Origin of the sequence: Paraburkholderia sp. 22099 (genome assembly GCF_052045835.1) — a bacterium.
Classification (GTDB): Bacteria; Pseudomonadota; Gammaproteobacteria; order Burkholderiales; family Burkholderiaceae; genus Paraburkholderia; species Paraburkholderia terricola.
Genome location: NZ_JBQEPU010000010.1, coordinates 81805 through 107184 on the forward strand (window position 1 = coordinate 81805; position 25380 = coordinate 107184).

Consider the following 25380-nt stretch of genomic DNA (forward strand, 5'->3'; position numbering starts at 1 on the left):
GTCATCACCCTTTGGCCGGATCTTCGGCGCCGCGCGAACCGCCGCCGATGCTCTGGCCGGCGTCGTGCGCAAGGCCCATATAGCCGATCACCGACACCAGCGTCAGCACGCCCGCGCACAGAAACGCGAGACGGAAATCGTCGAGCGTGAAGATGCGGCCCGTCGTCTCGCCATTGAAGAACGCCGCCGCGCGCAACGATACCGCGCCGAACGCGATGCCGAGACCGATCGTCATCTGCGCGGCCGCGCTCCATAGCGTGCTTGCCGCGCTCATCTGCGGCTGCGCCACGTCGGCGTAGGCCAGCGTGGCAAGCGTCGAGAATTGCATCGAGCGCGCCACGCCGTAGATGAACACGACGAACAGCACGAGGGCAAGCGGCACCTCCGGCGTCAACAGCCCGCACGCGATGATGAACACGCCGGCCACCGCGACGTCGACGATCGACACCATGCGGAAGCCGTAACGTTGCAGAATGCGCGTGGTCAGCGCCTTCATGCCGAGGTTGCCGAGCGCGCTCGCGAGCAGCAGCAAGCCCGACTTGAACGCGGACAAGCCGAAGCCCACCTGAAACAGCAGCGGCATCAGATAAGGCACCGCGCCAATGCCGATGCGTGTGAATGAGCCCGTCACGACCGTCACGGAAAAGGTGGGAATCTTGAGCGTTGAAACGTCGATCAGCGGATGCGGGTGACGCTTCGCATGCTGGAACGCCAGCACGCCCATCAGCAACCCGCCGCCGATGACCGCCGCGGCCACCCACGGATTTTCGCCCGGCTGGCTCGCCAGTTCGGCGCCGTACAGGATCGCCGTGAGCGTCGTGCCGCTCAGCAACAAGCCGACCACGTCGAGCGGTTTGCGTTCGCTGCCGCGCAGGTTCGGCACCAGCGCGAACGCGACGGCCATCGCCGCCAGGCCGAACGGCACGTTCAGCAGAAAGATCCAGCGCCACGACGCATAGGTCGTGATGAAGCCGCCCACCGGCGGCCCGATGACCGGCGCGGCGATCGCGGGCCACGTGATGGTCGAGATCGCCTGCATCATGCGGCTCTTCTCGGTGCTGCGGACCACGATCAGGCGGCCCACCGGCACCATCATCGCGCCGCCCATGCCTTGCAGCAATCGCGCGGCCGTGAACTCCACGACGTTCTGCGACAGCCCGCACAACACCGACGCCACCGTGAACACGGCGATCGCGCTGACGAACACCGTGCGCGAGCCGCAGCGGTCGGCGACCCAGCCGCTCGCCGGAATAAAGATCGCGAGCGCCAGCATGTAGGCGGTCATGCCGAGACTCAGGCTGTTCGGTCCGACGCCGAACGACTGCGCCATCTGCGGCAGCGCCGTCGCGATCACCGTGGTGTCGAGGTACTCCATGAAGAAGGTGGCCGCGACGATATACGGCAGCCAGCCGACATGCGCGTTGCGTGTGCCGCCGGCGGTCATTGCGCTGTCTCCGCCGCACGGCGTGCGGGCTCATGAATGTCGTGAGGGTGCAGGCAGGTTCGGAGAGAGGGTCTGGATTTCATGGTTCTTGCGACTACCTTTCGAAGAGGTGTTTCCGGCCTTCGGACGACGCGAATGCGCGACAGGATCGCGGCTGCGAATAACGCTCCATTAAAGGGACGCGCCTCGTCGCCGGCCTTGAATCCTAACCTGGTAATCGCTGTTGCATCGTCGGCCAGGGCAGTCGCCTGGCGCCCGAGGCGACCGGCGCGCTCCCTGCGCGCCGGTCGGCCGGAAACACGAGCGCGCGCGTCGCTCAGTCTTTCGCGGCGTACTCGCGGTCGAGCTTGTCGTACAGCGGCTTGTTGACGAGCCGCTGGCGTTCGCTGAACGGCGCGACGAGCGTCGCGTCCTCGTCGAGGCGGCCGTTGTTTTTCAACGTGCCGAGCGCGCGCTGCATGCCGAGCACCGCGCCTTGCAGCGCCGCGTTCGCGTACAGCACGATGCCGTAGCCGAGTTGCGCGAGCGCCTCGCGCGATTGCACCGGCGTCTTGCCGCCGATCACGATGTTGATCAACTGCGGCCGGTCGAACAGCGACGGCAGACGTTCGATGTCGGCGAGCGATTCGGTCGCCTCGATAAACAGAATGTCGGCCCCGGCCTCGATGAAACGGTGACCGCGTTCGATCGCGTCCTCGATGCCGTGGACCGCCGCCGAGTCGGTGCGCGCCATGATCTGCAGATTGCGGTCCTCGCGGGCATCCACGGCCGCGCGAATCTTGCCGACCATCTCGCTCGTGCCGACCACTTCCTTGCCGGCGAAGTGGCCGCATTTCTTCGGCATGACCTGGTCCTCGAACTGGATCACGTCGGCGCCGCTGCGCTCGAGCACGCGCACCGTCTGACGCACATTCAGCGCGTTGCCGAAGCCGGTGTCGGCATCGACGATCAGCGGCAGCGCGACCGCGTCGCGAATCCGCGCGGTATGTTCGGCGACTTCGGCGAGACCGATGAAGCCGAGGTCGGGCAGGCCGAGCGACATGTTGGTGACGCCCGCGCCGGTGATGTAGAGCGCTTCGAAACCGGCGTCCTCGATGACACGCGCGCTCATCGCGTTGAAGGCGCCGGGCACCAGCAGGCCTTGGCGTTGCTCGACCTTGGCGCGGAAGGCGGCGCGGCGTGTGGCGGAAGTGGTCATGACGGTGTGTCTCCGAAAAAGGTAAGCGGGTTTGAGAGGCGGCCGTGATTTTGCAGGAAGCATGCCATCGCGCGAGGCTCCGGGACTTAGGCAATCGAATCAGGAGCTTGCGGCGCGAAGCGGCGCTGCGCGGGTTCATGGCAGAATGCGCGTGTGTTCCGTGAAACGTTTCATGGAACGTTTCAACTGTTCGCGGAGTTACCGCAATGTCCACGTTCCCGTCGCTCGTCGCGAATGCCAATACGGCGCTGCCTGGCGTTGCCCTCGTCAGTATCAGCCGCTTGAAGTCGCTTTGCGAGGCCGTCGCGCCGCGTTACGCCGGGCGCGCCCGATTCTTTTCGGTTCGCGAAGGCTACGGCGCGGCCGTCACCGCCTTGCAGGCCTACGTGGATGCGGGCTCGGTCGACGTGGTGCTGGCTGCCGGCTCGAACGGCGCCTACCTGCGCGACAACCTGAACGTGCCGGTCGTCATGGTCAAGGTGAACGGCTTCGACGTGCTCGGTGCGATTGCCCGCGCCGCCACCACGTGGCCCGGCGCGCGGATCGGCCTGGTGCTGCACGAAACGATCTCGCACGAACTGGCGGATCTCGGCGCGTGGCTCAAGGTCGGGCTGACGCAGCGCGCCTACCGTTCGATCGACGAAGTGCGGCTCGCCGTCGAGAAGCTGGCCGCCGAAGGCTGCGGCGTCATCATCGGCCCCGGCATGGCTTGCGATTTCGCGCAGCAAGCCGGGCTCGAAAGCGTTTTCCTGTACTCGCTCGGCGCGGTCGAGGAAGCGTTCGAGCGCTCGGTCGAACTGGCGCGGGTGAGCCGTCAGAAGGAGTCGAAGCGCGTGCGGCTGAATACGATCGTGGCCCATCTGCGCGACGGCGTCGCCGCTTTCGACGACGCCGGCGTGCTCGAAGCGGTCAACCCGGCGATGCTCGAACTGCTGGGCCTCGGCGCCCCGAAAGAAGCTCTTTCGGCGGACCGCCAACAGGACGCGGCGGCGCAAGTCGCGCGCGTCGTCGGTCCGTGGCTGCGCGAAACGCTTGCGAACGACCTGCCGATCGAGGAACGGATCGAGCGGATCGGCGGCCGCGCGCTGATCGTCAACTGCGTGCCGATCATGGAGCATGGCGCGCGCTCCGGCTCGGTGGTGACGGTGCAGGACGCTCTCGTCGCGCAGCGGATCGACCATTCGCTACGCACCAGCCAGCGGCCGAAGCATCTGGTCGCGCGGCATCGGCTGGACGAGTTGATCGGCGGATCGGCGGCGCTCGAACGGGTGCGGCGGCTCGCGCGCGCGGGCGCCGCTCACGACGCCACCGTGCTGCTCACCGGCGAAAGCGGCACCGGCAAGGAACTGGTCGCGCAAGGCATCCACAACGCCGGCCGGCGGCGCGGCAATCCGTTCGTCGCGTTCAATTGCGCGGCCTTGCCCGAGGGGCTGATCGAAAGCGAACTGTTCGGTCACGAGGAGGGCGCGTTCACCGGCGCGCGCCGTGGCGGCAAGCCGGGCCTTTTCGAAATCGCGCACACGGGCACGATCTTCCTCGATGAAATCGGCGAAATGTCGGCCGCGTTGCAAAGCCGTCTGCTGCGCGTGCTGCAGGAGCGCGAGGTGATGAAGCTCGGTTCCGGGCGCGCCACGCCGGTCGACGTGCGGGTGATCGCCGCGACGCATCGCGATCTGCATGCGCTCGTCGAACAGGGATTGTTTCGCGCGGATCTGTATTTTCGTCTGAATCTGCTTCGGATAGAATTGCCGCCGCTGCGCGAACGGCGCGGCGATGTCGCGCAACTGGCGCGGCACTTGTTAAGCCGCGGGGCGCGCCAATATGGGTTGTCGGAGGCGACGCTCGACCGGGTGCTGACGTTTCTCGCACCCTTGTTCGAGCATTACGCGTGGCCCGGCAATGTCCGGGAACTGGAAAACCTGCTGACGCGCGCCGCGATCTATCTAAGCGACGCGGCCGGCCAAGGCCAGGATAGGCGGGATTTGCAGTCGATGTTCCCGGAGTTCGGGCGAATGAAACAGGCGCCGGCTGTCGCAACGCCCGCCGCGCCGATGTCCCGAGCCGGCGAAGACGAACACGCGCCGGCCCGCACTTCCCCGACTCGCGAGGACGTCATGCGCGCTCTCGAGCAGTCGGGCGGCAATCGCGCGGCGGCCAGCCGCGCACTCGGAATCGGCCGCACGACCCTCTGGCGGCTCATGAAAACCGATCCGCCGCGATAGCTGCCAGCGGCGCGATAAATAGCGTATGACTATTGCTATCATTAAAACAATCCGCTTTACCTATTAAGCGCGGTCTGACATACTGGCTCCACTTTCCAACCACTCCGAAAGAGGACTCAGCAAATGCCGATCATCAATAGTCAAGTCAAACCGTTCAAGGCACAGGCTTATCACAACGGCGAATTCGTGACCGTCACCGAAGAAAGCCTGAAGGGCAAGTGGTCGGTTTTCGTTTTCTACCCGGCCGACTTCACGTTCGTTTGCCCGACCGAACTGGGTGACCTGGCCGATCGCTACGCCGATTTCCAGAAGCTCGGCGTTGAAATCTACAGCGTGTCGACCGATACGCACTTCACGCACAAGGCATGGCACGACACGTCGGACACGATCCAGAAGATCAAGTACCCGATGATCGCCGACCCGACCCTGGCTATCTCGCGCAACTTCGACGTGTTGATCGAAGAAGAAGGCCTGGCGCTGCGCGGCACGTTCGTGATCAACCCGGAAGGCGAGATCAAGCTGTGCGAAGTCCACGACAACGGCATTGGCCGCGACGCCGGCGAACTGCTGCGCAAGGTGCAGGCCGCGCAATACATCGCCGCGCATCCGGGTGAAGTTTGCCCCGCCAAGTGGACGCCGGGCGCTGAAACGCTGACCCCGTCGCTCGACCTGATCGGCAAGATCTAAGGTCTCAAGACCCTTTGCAGTCAGCGCCTCGCGGCGCATCGCCGCGCGGGCCGCTTTTCACAGCGGCCCGCGCGTCCCCGGGCCGCGCACGTCCTATCCGATGTGCGCGGCGCCGGGAACCCAACACCCCTCGTCACGGAATCGAAAGCCATGCTGGACGCCAATCTCAAGACTCAGTTGAAAACATACCTGGAAAAGGTGAGCAAGCCGATCGAGATCGTCGCGTCGCTCGACGACAGCGCGAAATCGCAGGAGCTGCTGGCGTTGCTGAACGATATCGCGACGTTGTCGGAACGCGTCACCGTGATCGAACGCCGTGGCGACGACGAGCGCAAGCCGTCGTTCTCGATCGGCGAGCCGGGCAAGGCCACAGGCATCCGTTTCGCCGGCATTCCGATGGGGCATGAATTCACGTCGCTCGTCCTCGCGCTTTTGCAGGTCGGCGGCCATCCGGTCAAACTCGACGACGCGGTGATCGAACAGATCCGCAACCTCGACGGCGACTACCAATTCGAAACGTATTTTTCGCTGTCATGCCAGAACTGCCCGGAAGTCGTGCAGGCGCTGAACGTGATGGCGCTCATCAACCCGCGCATCCGCCACGTGGCGATCGACGGCGCGCTGTTCCAGAACGAAGTCGAAGCGCGCCAGATCATGGCGGTACCGACCATGTTCATGAACGGCGAAGTGTTCGGCCAGGGCCGCAGCGGCGTGAAGGAAATTCTCGCGAAGCTCGACACCAACGCCGGTGCGCGCGCCGCGAAGGAACTGGAAAAGAAGCCGGTGTTCGATACGCTGATCGTCGGCGGCGGTCCCGCGGGCGCGGCGGCGGCGATCTACTCGGCGCGCAAGGGCATTGCGACGGGCGTGGTGGCGGAACGCTTCGGCGGCCAGGTGCTCGATACGCTGGCGATCGAAAACTTCGTCTCCGTGACGGAAACCGAGGGGCCGAAGTTCGCGACGGCGCTCGAACAGCACGTGAAGAGCTATGAAGTCGACATCATGGACGTGCAGCGCGCCGAAGCGCTGATCCCCGGCCGCATCAACGCAGTGCGTCTTGCCAACGGCGCGGTGCTCAAGGCGAAAACCATCATCCTGGCGACCGGTGCGCGCTGGCGCGAAATCAACGTGCCCGGCGAGCGCGAATATCGCAATCACGGCGTGGCGTACTGCCCGCATTGCGATGGCCCGCTGTTCAAGGGCAAACGCGTCGCGGTGATCGGCGGCGGCAACTCCGGCGTGGAAGCGGCGATCGACCTCGCGGGCATCGTGCGCGAAGTCACGCTGTTCGAATTCGGCGCCCAGTTGCGCGCGGACGAAGTGCTGCAACGCAAGCTGCGCAGCCTCGCCAACGTGACGATCGTCACTCAGGCGCAGACCACGGAAATCACCGGCGACGGCAAGAAGGTCAACGGTCTGGTCTACAAGGATCTGCGTTCGGGCGAAACGAAGAACGTCGAACTCGAAGGCGTGTTCGTGCAGATCGGTCTCGTGCCGAACACCGAATGGCTCAAGGGCACGGTGGAGTTGTCGAAGCACGGCGAAATCGTCGTCGATGCTCGCGGCGCGACGTCGGTGCCGGGCGTGTTCGCCGCCGGCGACGTGACCACGGTGCCGTTCAAGCAGATCGTGATCGCGGTGGGCGAGGGCGCGAAGGCATCGTTGAGCGCATTCGATCACCTGATCCGCAATAGCGAAGAAGTGGAAGTGGTGAAAGAGGCTGAAGCTGAAGTGGCAGTGTGAGTGAGTGGTTGGTTGGTAGTGGACGGCGGCCTGCGGGCCGCCGTTTTTATTTGAGGCGTGCGGTGTTTTTAAGGTGAAAAGACAGAGGGCGAACGCAACGTTTGATTCCGTGCGTTCGAACCCCCCTCAAACCACATCAAGCCCACAACTCCGACATCTCGATGTCGCGCAGATCGAACACGAGCACTTCGGCGTCATGGCCTTGCGTGAAGCTCAGCGCTTGCTCGCCGCGCACGCGCGCGCCGTCGCCTTCGCCGAATTCGACGCCGTTCACCGTCACGCTGCCGCGCGCCACGTGAACATACGCATAGCGATTGCTGGCGAGTTCGAGCCGGGCGCTTTCATCGCCATCGAAAAGACCGGCATAAACCCGCGCATCCTGTTGCAGCATCAGCGAATCGTTCGCGCCATCCGGCGAGAGCACGAGGCGCAGCACGCCGCGCTTCTGATCCGCGCCGAAGTGACGCTGCTGATAACGCGGCTGCGTGCCCTTTTGCCCCGGCGCGATCCAGATCTGCAGAAAGTGCACCGGCTCGCTCTTCGAATGGTTGTATTCGCTATGCGCGACACCCGTGCCCGCGCTCATCAACTGAACGTCGCCGGGCACGATCACCGAGCCGGTGCCCATCGTGTCCTTGTGCTCCAACGCGCCTTCCAGCACGTACGAGAAAATCTCCATGTCGCGGTGCGGATGCTTGCCGAAGCCTTGCGCCGGTGCGACACGGTCGTCGTTGATCACCAGCAGGTCGGAAAAGCCGTTCTGCTTCGGGTCGTGATAGTTCGCGAAAGAAAACGTATGACGCGAACTGAGCCAGCCGTGCTCCGCGCGGCCGCGTTGATTGGCGTGTCTGATATCGAGCATCGTGTTTCTCCTGGGTTGTTTGCGATCGGGCAATGGTGAGTCCGCGATCCATGAATGACAGTGTAGGTCAATCAGGATGGCTATAATCGCCGTCATACGGGAAACACTGTCACGACACGGTGGACAATACGATGCAACTCGATGACATGCGGATCTTCGTCGCCACGGTCGACGCTCATAATTTCACCGCGGCGGCCAGGCGGCTGGCGCTCTCGAAGCAATTCGTCAGCCGGCGCGTGATGGCGCTCGAAGAAGCACTCGGCGTGCAATTGCTGATCCGCAATACGCGCAAGCTGGCCGTGACCGAACTCGGTCAGGAGTTTTACGAGCGCGCCAAACGCATCCTCGGTGAAGTGGAAGACGCCGAACAGGCCATGTCGCTGCGGCGCGCCGGTCCGCGAGGGCTGCTACGCGTGAGCGCGCCGATGTCGTTCGGCATGACGCATCTGTCGCCGCTGGTGGCGGCGTTCCTGCGCGAGCATGGCGACGTGCGCTTCGACATGGAGTTGAGCGACCGCACCGCCGACGTGGTGGGCGAGGGCTTCGACATGGCGATCCGCATCGGCACGCTGGCGGATTCCACGCTGATCGCGCAGAAGCTCGTCGACGTGAGGATGGTGGCGTGTTGCAGTCCCGGCTATCGGCGGCGGCGCGGGGCGCCTGCGGCGCCTGCCGATCTGCAACGTCACGCGTGCCTGTTGTATGGGCACGGCGGGGCGGTGAACTGGGAGTTCATCGTCGAGGGCGCGCACAAGAGCATCGAAGTGCACGGGCCGTTGCGGGCCAATAACGGCGAACTGATTCGCGATGCCGCCGTGGCCGGATTGGGCATCGCGCGGCTGCCCGACTTCATCGTTGCCGACGCGTTAAAAAGCGGCAAGCTCGTGACCGTGCTCGAGGAATTCCTGCCCGCCGCGGCGAGCGTCTACGCGGTTTATCCGCAGCATCGGCAAAGCTCTCTGACGATTCGAGCCTTTGTCGAATTCTTGCGCAAGCATTTGAAGAAGCAGTTGGCGGCGTGATTCGCCACGTCGCCATGACAACACCTCGCCGCCTCGCGGCGGCAGCCGGCTCGATGCATGCCGGCCGCCGTCGCGTCGCTCATCGCGCTACTCGCCGCTCAGCCGTTGCGGAAAATGAAGCTATAGCCGTTCAGCGCCGGCACGCCGCCCAGGTGCGCGTACAGCACGCGCGACCCTTCCGGGAATTCGCCGTTGCGCACCATGTCGATCATGCCGTGCATCGACTTGCCTTCGTAAACCGGATCGGTCAGCATGCCCTCGAGGCGCGCGCACAAGCGGATCGCCTCCAGCGTGCCGTCGTTCGGCAAGCCATATTCGGGACCGCCGAAGCGCTCGTCCAGCACCACGTCCTTGCTCGTGATGTCGCGCCCCAGTTCGACTTTTTCCGCGGTCTGCTTCGCGATTCGGATGATCTGCTCGCGCGTTTGCGCGGGCTTCGCGGACGCGTCGATGCCGATCACGCGCTCGGCGCGGCCGTCCGCGGCGAAGCCGACCACCATGCCGGCCTGCGTGCTGCCCGTCACCGAGCACACCACGATGTAGTCGAACTTGAAGCCCAGTTCCGCTTCCTGCTGCCGAACTTCTTCAGCGAAGCCGACGAAACCCAGCCCGCCCAACGGATGATCCGAGCAGCCGGCGGGAATCGCGTAAGGCTTGCCGCCGGCCGCGCGCACGCTCTCCAGCGCATCTTCCCAGCTCTTGCGAAAGCCGATGTCGAAGCCGTCGGCCACGAGCCGCACATCGGCGCCGAGAATGCGCGACATCTGGATATTGCCGACGCGGTCGTACACCGCATCCGAGTAGTTGACCCAGTTCTCCTGCACGAGCACGCACTTCATGCCCAGATGCGCGGCGACGGCGGCCACCTGGCGAGTCTGGTTCGACTGGATCCCGCCGATCGAAACGAGCGTGTCGCAACCCTGCGCCAGCGCTTCGGGAATCAGATATTCGAGCTTGCGCGTCTTGTTGCCGCCAAATGCAAAACCGCTGTTGCAGTCCTCGCGCTTCGCATACAGATGCACTTTGCCGCCGAGGTGATCGCTCAGGCGTTTTAGCGGTTGGATCGGCGTCGGCCCGAAAGTCAGCGGATGACGCGGGAATCGTTGCAGGTTCATGGCAGTTCCTGTGATGAGTAGGTTCGACGCGAACAGCAGGTCGTCGCGTTGAGACAATGGTAGGGAAAAGCGCCAGAAATGAGCTTGCGAAAAAATTGCGATGGGCGTAATTTTGAAAAGAGAAATGTCAAAGTGACTTAATAAAAACTTGTGAACTAACCTATGAGCGCAACGAAAGTGCGAAGCGCGCCGGCCGCATCGGCTGCCGCCCAATCACAAGCCGATCCGCTGCAATCGCTCGATCGCATCGACCGCGCGATCCTGCGCCAGTTGCAAACGGACGCGTCGATTTCGAACGTCGCGCTCGCGGCAAAAGTGAAGCTGAGCGCGCCGGCGTGCTTGCGGCGCGTCGAGCGGCTCAAGGAGTCGGGACTGATTCGCGGCGTGGTTGCGTTGATCGATCCGAAAGCGGCGGGCGCGGGGATGCTGGTGATCATCGGCGTGGTGCTGGATCGCTCCACGCCCGAGTCGTTCGCGGACTTCGAGAAAGCCGCGCAGAAGGTGCCGGGTTGCATGGAGTGCCACGTCGTGACCGGCGAATTCGACTACTTCATGACGATCCGCACGCGCGACAGCGACAGCTTCAACCGTTTGCATGCGGAGCAGTTGCTTTATCTGCCGGGCGTCCGGCAGATTCGCTCGTTCATGGTGCTCAAGGAAATTCTCTCGACCACGAAATTTCCGCTGTGAGCGCCGCTGTAGCCCCGGCTGCGATGCCTTGATGCCTCGATGCGGAAAGACGCGCATGCTGTCATAAAAGCCCTTGCTGGCCGACTAAACATCGAGACCACTCGCGGGCGGCACGACCAACGCCCGAACGGGTGAAACGTGCGAACTTTCCGGGACGATCATCATGGCTTGCAGCAGACGGATTTTCTTCAGGTTGATCGGCGCGGCGTCGCTTGCCGGCGGCGCGTCGGCATGGCGCATCGCGTTCGCGTCCGAGGCCGCGGTTGTGATCGCGCCGCCCGCGCTCGACGAACCGGTCTCCGCCGCCACGGCGCACGAAGAAACGGCGGTATTCGCAGGCGGCTGCTTCTGGGGCGTGCAGGGCGTGTTCCAGCATGTGCGCGGCGTCAGCAAGGCGGTGTCGGGCTATGCGGGCGGTGAGCGCGACACCGCGCACTACGAGACGGTGAGCGGCGGCGAGACCGGCCATGCGGAAGCCGTGCAGGTCACCTTCGACCCGGCCAGGGTCACCTACGGCCAGTTGTTGCAGGTGTACTTCTCGGTCATTCACGATCCGACCGAACTGAACCGCCAGGGGCCGGACAGCGGCACGCAATACCGCTCGGCCGTGTTCCCGATGACCGATATGCAGCGGCGCGTCGCGCAAGGCTACATCGCGCAGCTCGAGAAGGCGCATGCGTTTCGGGCGCCCATCGTCACGAAGACGGAGACGTTCAAGGCTTTTTACCCCGCCGAGTTCTATCACCAGAACTACCTCACGCTGCATCCCAACTCCGCGTATATCGCGCTTAACGATATGCCGAAGGTGGCCAACCTCAAGCGGCTGTTCCCGAATCTCTATCGCGACAAGCCGGTCCTCGTCGAAGCGGCCAGGTAGGATCGCCCGCGTTCGATGCATCAACGGCGCCGCATCGCGCGGCGCCGTGGTTTCCTGAAGGCGCATTGCGCTCGCGATTCCTTGCCACGGCGTGCTGGCACGCTCGCTCGGCCTCTCGTTGTTTCCCGTTTGCGTTTAACCGGTTTCGCACCGCTTCCGCCGACCAGGCCCGCATTTTGCACAGTGGGTCCGTCGGCAAGGCTTTCGCGGCAATGGTTCATACGAAAGGCCCGCTGTCCGGTACGCGACTCCCCGAGCAGGTGCGTTCTTGCCGGGCAACGCGTATCGTTTGCTGAAAAAACTACACGCCGCGCCTGAGAGCGCGGCGTGCGCCGGGGTGCTGTTCGATTCCTTGCGGACCCAGGCGGAACCTAAAACCCCTTCGCCCTGCGCGAGATCGGAGGCTTCTGGTGCGCAATGACAGCCGTGAAAAGCGGATCGGCACGTTCCGCAATAAACCAATAGGCATCGCGGCAGTTTCTCTGGTCGCCGTGACCCTCGGCGTTGCCGTCGTTCCGGGCGCCGCCTTGGCGCAAACGCCTTCGCCGCTGGGCGAATGGCAATACTCGGCGGGGATTCCACTGCAAAAGGTGTGGCAGCCGAGCGTTCCCGACTGGCAGTTGCGCGTCGGCGCGGCGACGTCGTTCCAGCCGCGCTACGAGGGCTCCGACCGGTATCACTTGATGGCCGGCCCGAGCGTCGACGTGCGCTACAAGGATCTGTTTTTCTTTTCGAGCGGCGAGGGACTCGGCGTCAACTTTGCGCAGGGACAAAACTGGCGTGCAAGCCTCGCGGCCATCTACGATCTCGGACGCCGCGGCCACGACGATCCGCAGGAACTGAACGGCCTCGGCAACATCAATCCGGCGCCGGGCCTCAAGCTCTCGGGCGAATACGTGGTGTCGAAGGAATTCCCGCTGGTGCTGCGCGCGGACGTCAGACGCTACTTCGGCGGCTCGAACGGCTGGACCGGCGATCTCGGCGCGTATATGCCGATGCCGGGCAGCACCAACAACTTCTTCTGGTTCGCCGGGCCCAACGTAACCTTCGCGGACTCCACCTACATGAACAGTTGGTTCGGCGTGAATCGCGAGCAGGCGGCGCACTCGCGGTATCCGGAATATCACGCGAGCGCGGGCGTCAAGTCGGTGGGCTTCGGCATCAGCGTGGTGTGGCTGTTCGACAAGCATTGGTTCGCCACCGCGGATGGCGCATTCCAGCAACTGGTCGGCAGCGCGGGCAACAGTCCGATCACGCACCGCAAGGCGAACGGCGTGGCCGACATTTCCATCAACTACCGCTTCTGATGCGTTTGCCGATGCACGGCGAAGGCGGTGCTTAACCGATGGCCGCTATCGGGCGATGAAAGTCGGAAGCGCTATCGATGGGCAGCGGCATGCCACACGAACGTTGCGAGAAGGGCGCGGCGCAGCGGCGCGCGAACGAGATCGGCTACGGCGCGCGAGTAGGGCTCGAATGAATGGGAGGCGCTGCATGGCTCGCATGATTGACCGGCGCGGGCGGTGCAAAGTTGCGTGCCGTCGAACACAGCAATACCCGAGCCGCCTCACCCGGGCGCTGGACGGCGCGTGCTCGCGCCGCGAGGCGGCCGGTCAGCCGCGCTTCGTTTTCGCCCCGGCCTGCGTTTCGCGGTCCCAGCGCTTCAGCCAGGGCACGATGAATTCCGCGAAGCCGTCGGCGGGCGGCGACAGCGCGCGCTCGGTGGAGCGGTACAAGCACACCTCGCGGATGGTTTCCGGATCGACGATCCGCTTCATCACCAGCCCGAACGTGCGCGCGAGCGGCGCGACATAGGCGGGCGCGAGCGTCACCGCCAGCCCTTGCGATGCGAGACCGAATGCCGTGGTGACGTTGTCCACCACGTCGACCGGAATGATGCGGGCCTCGGCCGGCAGATTGGCGAGCATCTGCCCGACCGCGCGTTCGTGGTCGCGGCCGGTGGCGACGATCGGCACGTCGCGCAGATGCCGCCACTGCACACGGCGCCGCGCGCTCAACGGATGCGCCGGCGCGCACCACATCACCCACGGACTCGCGAACGCCCGCTCGCGCCCCACGCGCGCGCCGCTTTGCCGGTCGGGGCCGATCGCGAGATCCACGTCGCCGCTTTCCACGCGCTCCACCAGTTGCTCGACCACGGTGTCGACAATCCGCACGACCACTTTCGGTTTGCCGCGCGCGTATTCGGCGATGGCCGCGGGCAACGCGGTGGCCGCGAGCACCAGCGGCGCGCCGACCCGCACGATGCCGGCCGCGCGGTTGCGGATGTCGTTGGCCGATTGCGCGGCGGCGCGCACATGGCGCAACACCGATTCGGCCGAGGCAAGAAAATCCTGCCCCGCGCTCGACAGATTGACGCGCCGCGTGGTTCGGTCGAAGAGGCGAAAGCCCAGTTCCGTTTCGAGTTCGGCCAGCAACTGGCTGACCGCCGACGAGGTCAGCCCGAGCCGCTCCGCCGCCGCGCCGATACTGTGCAAATCGACGATGGCGAGAAACGCTTCGAACTGACGAATGGTGACGCGCGTGAGTGACATGAAAAACGATTGTAAAGAAAAACTTACTAATCGTGAAAAATCGATTGATTGTGCGCCGCGAGCGATTGCCTGACACTTGCCCCAATCGACGCACGCACCCAATGACGCTTAGACTTTGGGTCTCGTCCGGCGGGTGTCGGCGCTTTGCTCGCCGCACCGAAACCATAGCGACGCCGGACCCACGCCCACCACCAAGGACTTGCCATGTTCGACCACATTCCCGCCTACCCAGGCGACCCGATTCTGAGTCTGAACGAGGACTTTCAACTCGATCCTCGCCCCAACAAGGTCAATCTGAGCATCGGCATCTATTTCGACGACGCCGGCAAGCTGCCGGTGATGGACGCCGTGCGGCGCGCCGAAACCGCCTTGCTCGATGCGATCGGCCCACGCTCCTATCTGCCGATGGCGGGCCTGCCGCTCTATCGCGACGCCGCCCAAGCGCTGGTATTCGGCGCGGACCACGAAGCGCGCGCGACGGGCCGCATCGCGACCTTGCAGACCATTGGCGGCTCGGGCGCGCTGAAGGTGGGCGCGGATTTTCTGAAGCGCTATTTCCCCGGCTCGCAGGTGTGGATCAGCGATCCGAGCTGGGAAAACCATCGCGTGATCTTCGAGGGCGCGGGCCTGACCGTCAACACCTATCCGTACTACGACGAACACACCGGCGGCCTGCGTTTCGCGGACATGCTCGACGCGATCGGCCGCTTGCCGGAGCGGAGCATCGTGCTGCTGCATGCGTGCTGCCATAACCCGACGGGCGTCGACCTCACCCCGGCGCAATGGGCGGAACTGGTGCCGGTATTGCAGCGCCGCAATCTGATCGCGTTTGTCGACATGGCGTATCAGGGCTTCGGCGCGGGCATCGACGAAGACGCCGCGTGCGTGCGTCTGCTCGCCGATGCGGGCGTGGCGCTGATCGTCGCGAATTCGTTCTCGAAGAATTTCTCGCTGTACGGCGAGCGCTGCGGCGCGTTGAGCGTGGTTTGCAAAAGCAGTGAAGAGGCCGGCCGCGTGCTCGGCCAGTTGATGTCCACGGTGCGCGCGAACTACAGCAATCCGCCGACGCACGGCGCGCGGCTGGTCGCCAACGTGCTCGCCGATGCGTCGTTGCATGCGTCATGGGAAGCGGAACTCGCCACCATGCGCGAGCGGATTCTCGCGATGCGTACCACGATCCACGAAGGACTCGCCGGCCGCGTCGATGAAGTGATGCGCGCGCGTTATCTCGCGCAGCGCGGCATGTTCACCTATACGGGCCTGAGCGAGAGCCAGGTCGAGCGCTTGCGCGGCGAGTACGCGGTGTACGTGCTGCGTTCGGGGCGCATGTGCGTGGCCGGATTGAACGCGCGCAACGCCGGTTATGTGGCGTCGTCGATCGCGGCGGTCGTGGCGGGGGCATAGCGTTTCCGATTCCTTCCGATTCGCGGCAATCGAACCGCGACAACCACAGCGAACCACAACGATGGAGACTCGAATGACCCCGACCCTTGAGATGCAAGCGGCCGACGCACCGAAGCACGCCGCGATGCATCCCGACGAATGGCAGGCGCGCGTGCAACTGGCCGCGTGCTATCGCATCTTCGACCTGCTCGGCTGGACCGAGATGATCTACAACCACATCACGTTGCGTGTGCCGTCGAGCGCGAGCGGCGGCGAGCGGCATTTTCTGATCAATCCGTTCGGCCTGCACTATAGCGAGGTGACGGCGAGCAATCTCGTGAAGATCGACGTGCAAGGGCGCGTGCTCGACCACTCGCCGTATCCGGTGAATCCCGCGGGGTTCGTCGTGCATGCGGCGATTCACGAAGGCTTGCCCGACGCGCACTGCGTGATGCATACGCACACCACGGCGGGCGTCGCGGTGGCGTGTCTCGAGGACGGCTTGCAGCAAACCAACTTCTATAGCGCGCAGTTGCACGAGCGCGTTGCGTACCACGACTTCGAAGGCATCACCGTTCACGCGGATGAAGGTCCGCGCCTGCTCGAACATATCGGCGACCGGCAGGCCGTGATCCTGCGCAATCATGGCCTGCTTGCGTGGGGCCGCACGTTGCCGCAGACTTTCGCGATGCTATGGACGCTGAACCGCGCGTGCGAGATCCAGATGGCGACGTTTTCGATGGGGCGCGCGCGGCCCGTGCCGGAAGAGGTCGCGATTCGCTGTTCGCGCGACGCGTTGCAGTTCGACCCGCGTCACGGTGCGGGACAGGACGTGTTCGACGCGCTGGTGCGGCGGGTGGACCGCATCGACGCGAGCTATAAGGATTAAACGCGAGGATTAAACGCGAAGATTAAACATAAACGACTAAACGCAAGGATTGAAGCGATGAAAGTAGCGATCTACGGTGCGGGCGCGATCGGCGGCTGGATGGGCGTGAAGCTCGCGCAGGCCGGCCACGATGTCGGCGTGGTGGCGCGTGGCGCGACGCTCGGCGCATTGCGCGAGCACGGCTTGCGTCTGATCGAAGGCGGCGCCACGCATGCCGTGAAGGTGAAGGCGAGCGAACAGCCGGCCGAACTCGGCGTGCACGACCTCGTCGTGGTGGCGGTGAAGGGACCGGCGATGGCGTCGGTGGCCGCGCACGTCGCGCCGCTGCTGAGTCCGCGGACGATCGTGCTGACGGCGATGAACGGCGTGCCGTGGTGGTTCTGCGACGGCCTTGGCCGCGACTTCGCGGGCAAGCGGCTCAAGTCGATCGATCCTGACGGCGCGATCGCCGCCGCGATTCCGACCGAACAGACCGTGGGTTGCGTGGTGCACGCCAGTTGCCTCGTCGAGGCGCCGGGGGTGATCCGGCATCATCAGGGCAATGGGCTGATCGTCGGCGAGGCGTCGGGGCAGCCGAGCGAGCGCGTCGCGGCGCTCACCGCGACGCTCGCCGCGGCAGGCTTCAATGCGTCGATGTCGGAGCAGATTCAGCGCGACGTCTGGTACAAGCTGTGGGGCAACATGACGATGAATCCGATCAGCGCCATCACCGGCGCGACCACCGACCGGATTCTGAGCGACGAGCTGGTGCGCGGCTTCGTCACGCGCATCATGCTGGAAGCGAAGGAGATCGGCGCGCGCTTCGGCATTCCGATCGAGCAGGCGCCGGACGATCGCCACGAGGTCACGCTCAAGCTCGGCGCGATGAAAACCTCGATGCTGCAGGACGTGCAGGCGGGCAAGGCGGTCGAACTGGATGCGCTGGTGGCCGCGGTGCGCGAACTCGGCCAACTGACTCATGTGGCGACGCCTTACACGGATGCGTTGCTCGGTCTCGCGAGGCTGCATGCGAGCACGTTGGGCTTGTATCCGCAGCAGTGAGGCGGGCGGCCGACCTTCGGCGATATGACGCGGGCTTCGCGCTGAGCGCCGCAGAGGGACTCGGCTTTCCTCCATTTCGCGGCGGGCAGGGTCGGTGCCGCAGCCGGCTTCGCGCTGTTCCTGCAGTCAACGCCGCAGCCATTCCCGCCCGTCAACGCCGCAGTCAACCCGCAGTCAACCCGCCGTCACTCCTTCAACCACTCCCGCCCACATGCGAAGCCTGCCGCGCGTGCTGCGTGCCCGCCGCCGCGAGGCATTCCTCGATCATCGCGCGGAAGGTCGGCGCCGCATGCGAAGCGCCGGTCGCGCCCATTTCCGGCCCCGCTTGCGGCGCTCCGCCGACGCCGACCACGAGCGTCGCGCGCGGCCGCCATTGCCGCGTGCGGCGCAACATATTGCGCAGATACGGCGGCGATTCCGGCGCGTCGAGCGAGACGATGCAGATGATCGGCGCATCCTTGAAGGCCGGTTCGTCGGCGCGCGCGCTGCGATAGCCCGAGTGCGTCGCCATTAGCGGCGCAAGGCCCTGGCGGCCGAGCAGTTGCACGGCGATCGCGGTGGTGACTTCGTCGAATGCGCCGCGTCCGGGCACGCACAGCACCGAGGTTTTTTCAGTCTCGGCGCGCGAGTGCGGATGCGCCGACATATGGCTCTCTGGCCGCTCGGACAGATCCGCCGACGCCGAAGCCAGCGCCGCCCCGGCGGATTCCGCCGGATCGGCGCGAGACAACCGCTCCGGCACGCCGTCCGCGATTTCCAGGTTTTCGACGATATCCACCAGCGACTCGTTGACCCGCGCCAGTTGCTCGGGCATCAGCACGCCGCGCATCGCGTCGTTGCGGGCGAGCTTGAGACCTTCGAGCGCGACCTTGTCGTAGTAGTCGATCAGCGACATCTCGCGCAACAGACGCTCGGCCTGCACGATCGCCTCATGCGGATCGTCGGCGAGCAGGCGCTGATAAAAGGTCTGCGCCGGCGTGAGCGCGGGCTGATCGCCCAGCAGCACGGTGAGGAAGTTCAGGCGGTCCGCATAGCGGCCCAACGTGACGACGCACAACGTGAGCGGCGTGGACAGCACGAGGCCGACCGGTCCCCACAGCCAGCTCCAGAAAATCGCCGCCACCACCACGGCGAGCGGCGACAGCCCCGAGCGGTGACCGTACAGCAGCGGCTCGGCGACCTGCCCGGCCACCACGTCGACGACGATGAAAAGAATCAGCGTATACACCGCCATCGTCCATTGCGGCTGAATGGCGGCGGCGAGAAAGACGGCGAGGATCGCCGCGATCCAGATGCCGATATACGGCACGAAACGCAGCAACGCGGCGATCACGCCGAACAGCAGCGCGCCCGGCACGCCGATGATCGCGAGACCGATCGCGATCACGCCGCCCGCGCTCACGTTCACGCCTAGTTGCGCGACGAAGTAGCGGCTCAGGCGCCCGGCGGCGTCGTTGATCGCGGTGGTGGTGCGGTGCAGATCGCGCGAGCCGAACAGGCTGATCAAACGGTCGCGCAAGTCCTCGCGCTGCAACAGGATGAAGATCGTCACCACCAGCACGATGAAGGTCGTTTCGAGCGGCGCGATGGCCGGCGACAACGCGCGCTGGGCGAGTTGCAACGGCGTGGGCGACGGCTCGTGCACTTCGACGGGCGTCGGCACGGCGGGCGCATTGCGCGCGGCGCGCCCGGTAGGGCGCGGCGGATTCGGTTTCGACGGCGCGACGCGTTGCAGCGTGGCGGCGGCGCGCTTCATCAGCGAATCGGCACGGCCCACGGTCTTTTCCTGCACCGTCTCGATCTTCTGCTCGATCGCCACCTGATACTGGGGCAGGTCGCCGGCGAGTTGCACCAGTTGCGCCCCGATCAGTCCGCCGACCGCGAGCAGGGTGGCGAGAGCGAACAGCACCGCGATGAAGATCGACGGCAACTGTCCCATATGCAAGCGCCGCAGCGTCTGCACGAGCGGCGCGAGCAGGAAGCTGAGCAGCACCGAGAGCGTGATCGGAATCAGCACCGCGCGGCCGAAGTACAGCGCGCACACCACCACGACGCCGGTGATCACCGAGGCGAGGCCGTGCAGGCCAGGCGTGCCCGGCGGATAGACGCGGTTCGGCCGCCCATGCGGCGGGAGCGATAATTTCATGAGCACACTTTCCGATTGAATGGCGTCGCTTTATAGGGAAGGCGCGCGCGGCTGGAACGTCGGCGTCGACTAAAGCGCCTGGCAGCAATACGCATGCCCGAATTGTAGGCGCTTTGATCGTCTCAAGGCTTATAGAAGCAGCGCGCGACGCTCCACGCGCTCATCCCGCATGCACGCGCAGCAACTCGAACAGTTGCGAACTCGCGTACAGCACGAGCCCGATAAAGCCGCCGACGATCGTCCCGTTGATGCGGATGTATTGCAAGTCCTTGCCGATGTTCAGCTCGACTTGCCGCGACATCTCGCGCGCGTCCCAGTTCTTCACGGTATCGCTGATGTGGCGCGTCAGGAACTGCGCGAAGTCCGGCGCCATGCCGCGCGCCGCGTCCTCCAGGTGATCGTTCAGCGATTGACGCAGCGTGGGATCGTGCGCGAGCTCGCGGCCCACCCATTGGCCCATCGCCATCACTTTCGCGTGCAAGGCCGAGTCGGGGCTTTGCAGATCGCGCTTGAGCCAGGCGCGCAATTCGCCCCACATGTCCTTCACATAGGTGCCGAGCGCGTCGCCTTCCAGCAGATAGCGCTTCAGTTCCTCGCCTTTTTGCAGGAACGCCGGATCGGTTTTGAGTTTGGCGATCAGCTTATGCGCGGCGTCATCGAACTTTTGACGCAGCTCATGCGTGGGGTTTTCGCTGATCTGTTCGAGCATCCGGTTCACCGCGTTGGCGATCGCTTCGGCGCCTTTCTCGCCGAGCCATGCGGAGGGCAGGATCTTTTCCATCTTCGGGTATTCGCTCTTCACCCAGTCGACGATGCGGTCGGCGATAAACGCGCGCGCCTGCTCTTCGCGCAGCAACGCGAGCACCTGTTCGATGCCGGCGTCGAGCAATTCCTGATGACGGCCGTCCTTCGTGAGCGTGTCGAGAATCGCGCCCATCGATTGCGACAGATCGACCTTGGCCAGCACGCCGCGCAAGGCGTCCTTGATGAAGACCTGGATGCGCACGTCGTCGGTCAAATCCAGAATGCCGCCGGTGAGCTTGACGACGTAGTCGCCGAGCCGCGCGGTGTTGGCCGGCTGCGTCAGCCAGCCGGTAATGCTTCGCGCCGGGTCGTGCTTCTGGATCAGACCGACCAGCGAGGGCACGTCCAGGAACTTGTCCTGCACGAAGACCGCGAGGTTGTCGGCGATCTTGTGCTTGTTCCTCGGAATGATCGCCGTGTGCGCGGAGACGATCGGAATCGGCACGCGGCGAAACAGCGCGACCACCGCGAACCAGTCCGCGAGCGCGCCGACCATCGCGGCTTCCGCCACCGCCTTGATGCCGTCGACCCACACGCCGCGCGGCATGAAGGCGGTGACCACGAAGACGCAGGCGGCCGCCAGCAACAGCAGCAAGGGTGTGCGCTTGGCCTTCTTGAGTTCGATTTCCTTGTTCATCGGCAGCGGTGCGGCGGGTTCCATTCGATTGAAATACGGCGCAGCAATCGACGCGCGCGTTCGGAACCGCGAGTGTAGCGCCGCTGTTCGGGCAATGCGCCATCCACGTGGGGCTATCTTTGCCGCGTCGGCGCGGTAACATCTGCGGCTGGAGTGCTGGAGCGGGCGGTTCGGCCAGGCGCGAAAGACACGATGCACGCGATGAGCGCCCACCGGTCGAACCCGCGCCGACGCCACAACGCCAGGCAAGGCCACGCAAGACCAGGCGACGCTGCAATTGAACGGAATGGAGGCACAGTGATCAGGTTTCTGCACACCGCGGACTGGCAGATAGGCACGCAATTCGGCCAGTTCGAGCCGGACGAGGCCGCGCATCTGGCGGAGGCGCGCTTCGAAACCGTGCGCCGCATCGCCGACGAAGCGGCCGCACGCAAGGTCGACGCCGTGCTGGTGGCGGGCGACGTCTTCGACCTGCAAACGGTGTCGGACACGGTGATCCGCCGCCTGTTCGGCGCATTGCAAGCGTTCTCGGGACCGTGGATCATGCTGCCGGGCAATCATGACGCCGCGCTGGTCGAAAGCGTGTGGACCCGCGCGCAGCGGCTGAACTGCGTCGCGCCGAACGTGCGGCTCGTGCTCGAACCCGGCGTGGTGCTGCTCGACGAGTGCCGCTCTGCATTGCTCTGCGCGCCGCTCACGCAACGCATCACCTACGACGACACCACCGCTTTCTTCGACGCCGCCGAGACGCCGCCGGGCTATCACCGCGTCGGGCTCGCGCACGGCAGCGTGAGCGGCATCCTGCAGGAGGGCATCGATTCGTCGAATCCGATCGCGCCCACGCGTGCGGCGAGCGCGCGGCTCGACTATCTCGCGCTCGGCGACTGGCACGGCCACCTGCGGGTGGACGAGCGCATCTGGTACGCCGGCACGCACGAACAGGACCGTTTTCGCGGCAACGATCCCGGCTTCATGCTCGACGTCACGTTGCGCGAGCCTGGCGCGTCGCCGCGGGTCGAGCCGGTGCGGGTCGGCAAATATCAATGGCGGCGCTGGGACGAAACGATTGCCGTGCCGACCGACGTGGATTCGCTCAAGGCGCGCCTCGCGGCGTTGAACGGCAACGACGTGCTGCGTCTCGCGGTAAGCGGCACGGCCGCGCTGGCCGATGCCGAGGCGCTGCACGTCGCGGTGGAGGAAGCCCGCGCGCGAGTGCGCGCGCTGCGCGTCGATCTGAGCGGCCTGCAAGTGCTGCCCACCGCCGACGACCTCGCCGAACTCGGCGCGCAGAGCGGCTATCTCGCGAAGGTGGTGGCGCGTCTGCGTGGCTTGCAGGAGGACCCGCAGTCGGACCCGCGAGAGGTCGCGCGCGCGGCCGAGGCGTTGTTGCTGTTGGCGCGCATTCAACGTGAACTGCCGCGCGAAGCGAGGTCCGCATGAAGCTCGAAAGCATTGCGATCCAGGAGTTCAAGCAGTTCACCGGCCGGCTTGTGGTCGACGATTTGCAGCCGGGGCTCAATCTGTTCACCGGACCGAACGAGGCCGGCAAGAGCACGATCGCCGAAGCGGTGCGCGCCGTGTTTCTCGAACGCTACAAGGCCTCGCATCTGAAGGATCTGTTGCCGTGGGGCAAGGCGAGCGGGCAGCCGTCGGTCGAAGTGACTTTCGATCTGGACGGCACGAGCTGCAAGCTGTCGAAGCAGTTCGTCTCGCGGCAGCGCTGCGAGTTGCGGATCGGCCAGTCCGTGTTCAGCGAGGACGAAGCCGAGGACAAGCTCGCGGCATTGCTCGGTTTTTCGCGTGCCGCGCGCGGGCCGTTGAAAGCCGAGAACGCCGGCGTTCCCGGTTTGCTGTGGGTGCAGCAGGGCGGCACGCAGGAGATGCGCGATTCGACCGGGCACGCGGCGCAGTATCTGCGCGACGCGCTCTCGCAACTGTCGGGCAGCCGGGAGTCGGCGGGTGAGGACGCGTTGATCGCCGCCGTGCAGCGCGAACTTCGGCAACTGCTCACGGCCCGCACGCAGAAGTCCACCGGGCCGCTCGCCGAAGCCGAACAGGCCCTGGCCGCGCTGCTTGTCCAGCGCGACGAGCTGGAACAGCAGCGCGAGCAGTTCGAGGAGAACATCGCGCGCCTCGCCGCGCTTCAGGAAGCGTTCGACGACACGCAACGCAAGCGGCCCTGGGAGCTTCACGAGCAGAAAGCCGTGCAGGCGCAACAGCGCGCCGACGCCGCGGCGGAACTCGAACGAAGCGTTCAGCAACTCGCACAGTCGCTGCAAGTGAGTGAAGCGGAACTGGCGCTTTCGTTGCAACAGGAGCAGGGCGCGGCCGAACTGGAAGCGGCCGTCGCTCGCGAGCGGCAGCAACTCGATGCGGCGCGAGCCAACGTGTCCGCCGTTCAAACCGAGCATGATCGAGCCGCGGCGAGCGTCGCGCGATTCGAGCAAGCCTCCGCCGATGCCAACCGGGCGCTCGACCTGGCGAACGCGGCGGTGAGCGCGGCGGACTTGCGCAGCCAGATCGGCCTGCATCGCGCCGAAAGCGAGCGGCTCGAAGCCGCGATCGCCGACGCGGGCAAGGCGAACGACGCCGTTCTCGAAGCCGCGCGCGCCGCGGCTTCGCTCGAAATCGACGCGGCGAAACTGAAGCGGCTTCAATCGCTCGATGCCGAATTGACGGTGCTGCGTGCGCGCACCGAAGCGGCGATGACGCGCATCGAATACCGGCTGAACGGCGCGATCACGGTTGGCGAAGCGCAGGTGAGCGGCGCGGGCGTGTTGCGTCTGGACGAGGAGAAGCTGATCGGCCTCGGCGCGCTCGGTGAGTTGCGCGTGATTCCGGGCGTCTCCGATTTGCCGGCGCGGTTATCCGAGCTTGCCTCGCTCGAAGCCGGTCATGCGCAGTTGTTGCAGGCGTTGGGCGTGGCATCGCTCGGTGAGGCCGAAGCGCGCCATGAACAGTGGAAGGCGCTCGTCGCGCAACAGAAGAGCCAGGCGAAGATTCTCGAAGTGCACGCGCCGCAGGGCATCGACGCGCTGCGTGCGGCGTTGGCTTCCACTAGCGCGCGCTGGCAGGCGTCGAATGAACGGCTGGCGTTGCTGCCCGATGTGTCCGCCGCGCCGCCGCTCGACGAAGCGCGCCGCAACGCCGAGATCGCGCGCGATGCATGGGAAGCCGCCAGAAAACTGCTGGCGCAGTCGGCGGAAAAACGATCGACCGCGACAGCCACGACCGACTCGCTCGCCGCCCAATTGCAGCGCAAGGAAGCGCAGTTGAACGACGAAGCGTTCCGCCGCCACCGCGCGCAATGGCAGACGAAAATGATCGAGCAGCGCGTACAGGTCGATGCATTGAGGAAGCAGCGCGAGGGACGCGAGCGCGAACTGGAAGCCGCGCGCCTCGACGATCCGGCTGCCGAGGCGAAGCGCTATCGCGCGTCGGCGGAACTCGCGCGCGGCGAGCAGCATGAGCGGCAAGTGCGGATCGCGCAATTGCGCAGTCAACTGGAGACGGTCGGCGCCTCCGGCCTCGGCGAGCGTCTCGCGGCGGTGCGGGCGCGCGTCGAACAGGCCACGCGCCGCAAGGACGAACTCAGCTTGCGGGCCAGCGCGTTGAGCCTGCTCGACGAAGTGCTGGTCGACGAACGCGACGCGGCGGTGGCGCAACTGCGCGCGCCGTTGACCGAGCGGCTCGGGCATTATCTGCGGCGAATTTTTCCGCAATCGACCATCGCGCTCGGCGACGATCTGAGTCCCGCGACACTGGATCGTTATGGCCGCGCGGATACGCTCGACGCGCTGAGCTTCGGCACGCGCGAACAGCTCGGCATTCTGACGCGGCTCGCGTATGCGGATCTGCTTAAGGCATCGGGCCGGCCGACCTTGCTCATGCTGGACGACGCCGCCGTGCATACCGACGCCGCGCGGCGCGATGCCATCAAGCGCGCGCTGATCGACGCGGCGACGCGCCATCAGATCCTGGTGTTCACCTGCCATCCCGAGTTGTGGGACGACTTGGGCGTGAGGCAGCGGGCGATCGACGATCTGAAGGCGGCGGCATAGGCCA

General features: G+C 65.4%; 19 protein-coding genes. 12 read left to right on the plus strand and 7 right to left on the minus strand.

Annotation, left to right across the window (positions count from 1 at the left end):
• Positions 1 to 4: 4 nt before the first annotated feature.
• A complete protein-coding gene (locus ACTJLC_RS12090; protein ID WP_310134328.1) occupies positions 5 to 1444 on the minus strand; it encodes an MFS transporter in 1440 nt (479 codons plus the stop codon).
• Positions 1445 to 1760: 316 nt separating this feature from the next.
• The gene (locus ACTJLC_RS12095; RefSeq protein WP_073429944.1) at positions 1761 to 2642 is read right to left on the minus strand and encodes an isocitrate lyase/PEP mutase family protein; all 882 of its coding nucleotides are present in this window, start codon (positions 2640 to 2642) and stop codon (positions 1761 to 1763) included.
• 206 nt (positions 2643 to 2848) lie between these two features.
• Here ACTJLC_RS12095 and prpR point away from each other — a divergent pair, with 206 nt between their 5' ends.
• The 3 genes from prpR to ahpF all read left to right on the plus strand — a co-directional run bounded on the left by prpR (position 2849) and on the right by ahpF (position 7294).
• The gene (gene prpR, locus ACTJLC_RS12100; RefSeq protein WP_073429943.1) at positions 2849 to 4864 is read left to right on the plus strand and encodes a propionate catabolism operon regulatory protein PrpR; all 2016 of its coding nucleotides are present in this window, start codon (positions 2849 to 2851) and stop codon (positions 4862 to 4864) included.
• Positions 4865 to 4987: 123 nt separating this feature from the next.
• Positions 4988 to 5551: an alkyl hydroperoxide reductase subunit C gene (gene ahpC, locus ACTJLC_RS12105; protein WP_006046984.1), complete on the plus strand. Its 564-nt coding sequence runs from the start codon at positions 4988 to 4990 to the stop codon at positions 5549 to 5551.
• Between the two features lie 150 nt (positions 5552 to 5701).
• Positions 5702 to 7294, plus strand: coding sequence for an alkyl hydroperoxide reductase subunit F (gene ahpF / locus ACTJLC_RS12110; RefSeq protein WP_073429942.1), 1593 nt, complete (start codon positions 5702 to 5704; stop codon positions 7292 to 7294).
• A 136-nt stretch (positions 7295 to 7430) separates the two neighbouring features.
• Here the strand turns inward: ahpF and ACTJLC_RS12115 are convergent, their stop codons facing one another.
• Entirely contained in the window at positions 7431 to 8156 is a 726-nt protein-coding gene (locus tag ACTJLC_RS12115; protein ID WP_073429941.1) for a pirin family protein, read from the minus strand.
• 131 nt (positions 8157 to 8287) lie between these two features.
• On the opposite strand from ACTJLC_RS12115, the gene ACTJLC_RS12120 reads away from it, so the two are divergent.
• Positions 8288 to 9178 carry a LysR family transcriptional regulator gene (locus tag ACTJLC_RS12120; RefSeq protein WP_073429940.1) on the plus strand — a complete coding sequence of 297 codons (891 nt, stop codon included), beginning with the start codon at positions 8288 to 8290 and terminating at the stop codon, positions 9176 to 9178.
• A gap of 98 nt (positions 9179 to 9276) precedes the next feature.
• On the opposite strand, the gene ACTJLC_RS12125 is transcribed toward ACTJLC_RS12120, so the two are convergent.
• Entirely contained in the window at positions 9277 to 10293 is a 1017-nt protein-coding gene (locus ACTJLC_RS12125) for a 1-aminocyclopropane-1-carboxylate deaminase (protein WP_073429939.1), read from the minus strand.
• A 162-nt stretch (positions 10294 to 10455) separates the two neighbouring features.
• On the opposite strand from ACTJLC_RS12125, the gene ACTJLC_RS12130 reads away from it, so the two are divergent.
• The 3 genes from ACTJLC_RS12130 (at position 10456) to ACTJLC_RS12140 (ending at position 13167) form a co-directional block, all read left to right on the plus strand.
• Positions 10456 to 10983: an Lrp/AsnC family transcriptional regulator gene (locus tag ACTJLC_RS12130; protein WP_073429938.1), complete on the plus strand. Its 528-nt coding sequence runs from the start codon at positions 10456 to 10458 to the stop codon at positions 10981 to 10983.
• 163 nt (positions 10984 to 11146) lie between these two features.
• A complete protein-coding gene (gene msrA / locus ACTJLC_RS12135) occupies positions 11147 to 11860 on the plus strand; it encodes a peptide-methionine (S)-S-oxide reductase MsrA (RefSeq protein WP_073429937.1) in 714 nt (237 codons plus the stop codon).
• 467 nt (positions 11861 to 12327) lie between these two features.
• Positions 12328 to 13167 carry a MipA/OmpV family protein gene (locus ACTJLC_RS12140; RefSeq protein WP_073430013.1) on the plus strand — a complete coding sequence of 280 codons (840 nt, stop codon included), beginning with the start codon at positions 12328 to 12330 and terminating at the stop codon, positions 13165 to 13167.
• 306 nt (positions 13168 to 13473) lie between these two features.
• Here ACTJLC_RS12140 and ACTJLC_RS12145 read toward each other — a convergent pair whose 3' ends face one another.
• Complete coding sequence (locus tag ACTJLC_RS12145; RefSeq protein WP_073429936.1) at positions 13474 to 14415, minus strand: LysR family transcriptional regulator; 942 nt, start codon at positions 14413 to 14415, stop codon at positions 13474 to 13476.
• 204 nt (positions 14416 to 14619) lie between these two features.
• Here ACTJLC_RS12145 and ACTJLC_RS12150 point away from each other — a divergent pair, with 204 nt between their 5' ends.
• The 3 genes from ACTJLC_RS12150 (at position 14620) to ACTJLC_RS12160 (ending at position 17728) form a co-directional block, all read left to right on the plus strand.
• Complete coding sequence (locus tag ACTJLC_RS12150) at positions 14620 to 15819, plus strand: amino acid aminotransferase (RefSeq protein WP_073429935.1); 1200 nt, start codon at positions 14620 to 14622, stop codon at positions 15817 to 15819.
• 73 nt (positions 15820 to 15892) lie between these two features.
• Positions 15893 to 16687, plus strand: a complete 795-nt coding sequence (locus ACTJLC_RS12155; RefSeq protein ID WP_073429934.1) for a class II aldolase/adducin family protein — start codon at positions 15893 to 15895, stop codon at positions 16685 to 16687.
• Positions 16688 to 16744: 57 nt separating this feature from the next.
• A complete protein-coding gene (locus tag ACTJLC_RS12160; RefSeq protein ID WP_073429933.1) occupies positions 16745 to 17728 on the plus strand; it encodes a 2-dehydropantoate 2-reductase in 984 nt (327 codons plus the stop codon).
• Positions 17729 to 17921: 193 nt separating this feature from the next.
• On the opposite strand, the gene ACTJLC_RS12165 is transcribed toward ACTJLC_RS12160, so the two are convergent.
• On the minus strand, positions 17922 to 19874 hold the full coding sequence (locus tag ACTJLC_RS12165) for an AI-2E family transporter (RefSeq protein WP_073429932.1): 1953 nt from the start codon (positions 19872 to 19874) through the stop codon (positions 17922 to 17924).
• A 160-nt stretch (positions 19875 to 20034) separates the two neighbouring features.
• Entirely contained in the window at positions 20035 to 21315 is a 1281-nt protein-coding gene (locus ACTJLC_RS12170; protein WP_073430012.1) for a DUF445 domain-containing protein, read from the minus strand.
• 297 nt (positions 21316 to 21612) lie between these two features.
• On the opposite strand from ACTJLC_RS12170, the gene ACTJLC_RS12175 reads away from it, so the two are divergent.
• Together ACTJLC_RS12175 and ACTJLC_RS12180 are read left to right on the plus strand one after the other, a co-directional pair.
• The gene (locus ACTJLC_RS12175) at positions 21613 to 22755 is read left to right on the plus strand and encodes a metallophosphoesterase family protein (RefSeq protein ID WP_073429931.1); all 1143 of its coding nucleotides are present in this window, start codon (positions 21613 to 21615) and stop codon (positions 22753 to 22755) included.
• Positions 22752 to 25376, plus strand: a complete 2625-nt coding sequence (locus ACTJLC_RS12180; protein ID WP_073429930.1) for an AAA family ATPase — start codon at positions 22752 to 22754, stop codon at positions 25374 to 25376. The genes ACTJLC_RS12175 and ACTJLC_RS12180 overlap by 4 nt, the downstream gene beginning before the upstream one ends.
• Positions 25377 to 25380 lie beyond the last annotated feature (4 nt).

What these genes read in the sequence shown, in the direction of transcription:
- ACTJLC_RS12090 (WP_310134328.1), bottom strand. Translation starts at nt 1,444, where the DNA reads ATGACCGCCGGCGGCACACGCAACGCGCATGTCGGCTGGCTGCCGTAT.
- ACTJLC_RS12095 (WP_073429944.1), bottom strand. Translation starts at nt 2,642, where the DNA reads ATGACCACTTCCGCCACACGCCGCGCCGCCTTCCGCGCCAAGGTCGAG.
- prpR (WP_073429943.1), top strand. Translation starts at nt 2,849, where the DNA reads ATGTCCACGTTCCCGTCGCTCGTCGCGAATGCCAATACGGCGCTGCCT.
- ahpC (WP_006046984.1), top strand. Translation starts at nt 4,988, where the DNA reads ATGCCGATCATCAATAGTCAAGTCAAACCGTTCAAGGCACAGGCTTAT.
- ahpF (WP_073429942.1), top strand. Translation starts at nt 5,702, where the DNA reads ATGCTGGACGCCAATCTCAAGACTCAGTTGAAAACATACCTGGAAAAG.
- ACTJLC_RS12115 (WP_073429941.1), bottom strand. Translation starts at nt 8,156, where the DNA reads ATGCTCGATATCAGACACGCCAATCAACGCGGCCGCGCGGAGCACGGC.
- ACTJLC_RS12120 (WP_073429940.1), top strand. Translation starts at nt 8,288, where the DNA reads ATGCAACTCGATGACATGCGGATCTTCGTCGCCACGGTCGACGCTCAT.
- ACTJLC_RS12125 (WP_073429939.1), bottom strand. Translation starts at nt 10,293, where the DNA reads ATGAACCTGCAACGATTCCCGCGTCATCCGCTGACTTTCGGGCCGACG.
- ACTJLC_RS12130 (WP_073429938.1), top strand. Translation starts at nt 10,456, where the DNA reads ATGAGCGCAACGAAAGTGCGAAGCGCGCCGGCCGCATCGGCTGCCGCC.
- msrA (WP_073429937.1), top strand. Translation starts at nt 11,147, where the DNA reads ATGGCTTGCAGCAGACGGATTTTCTTCAGGTTGATCGGCGCGGCGTCG.
- ACTJLC_RS12145 (WP_073429936.1), bottom strand. Translation starts at nt 14,415, where the DNA reads ATGTCACTCACGCGCGTCACCATTCGTCAGTTCGAAGCGTTTCTCGCC.
- ACTJLC_RS12150 (WP_073429935.1), top strand. Translation starts at nt 14,620, where the DNA reads ATGTTCGACCACATTCCCGCCTACCCAGGCGACCCGATTCTGAGTCTG.
- ACTJLC_RS12155 (WP_073429934.1), top strand. Translation starts at nt 15,893, where the DNA reads ATGACCCCGACCCTTGAGATGCAAGCGGCCGACGCACCGAAGCACGCC.
- ACTJLC_RS12160 (WP_073429933.1), top strand. Translation starts at nt 16,745, where the DNA reads ATGAAAGTAGCGATCTACGGTGCGGGCGCGATCGGCGGCTGGATGGGC.
- ACTJLC_RS12165 (WP_073429932.1), bottom strand. Translation starts at nt 19,874, where the DNA reads ATGAAATTATCGCTCCCGCCGCATGGGCGGCCGAACCGCGTCTATCCG.
- ACTJLC_RS12170 (WP_073430012.1), bottom strand. Translation starts at nt 21,315, where the DNA reads ATGAACAAGGAAATCGAACTCAAGAAGGCCAAGCGCACACCCTTGCTG.
- ACTJLC_RS12180 (WP_073429930.1), top strand. Translation starts at nt 22,752, where the DNA reads ATGAAGCTCGAAAGCATTGCGATCCAGGAGTTCAAGCAGTTCACCGGC.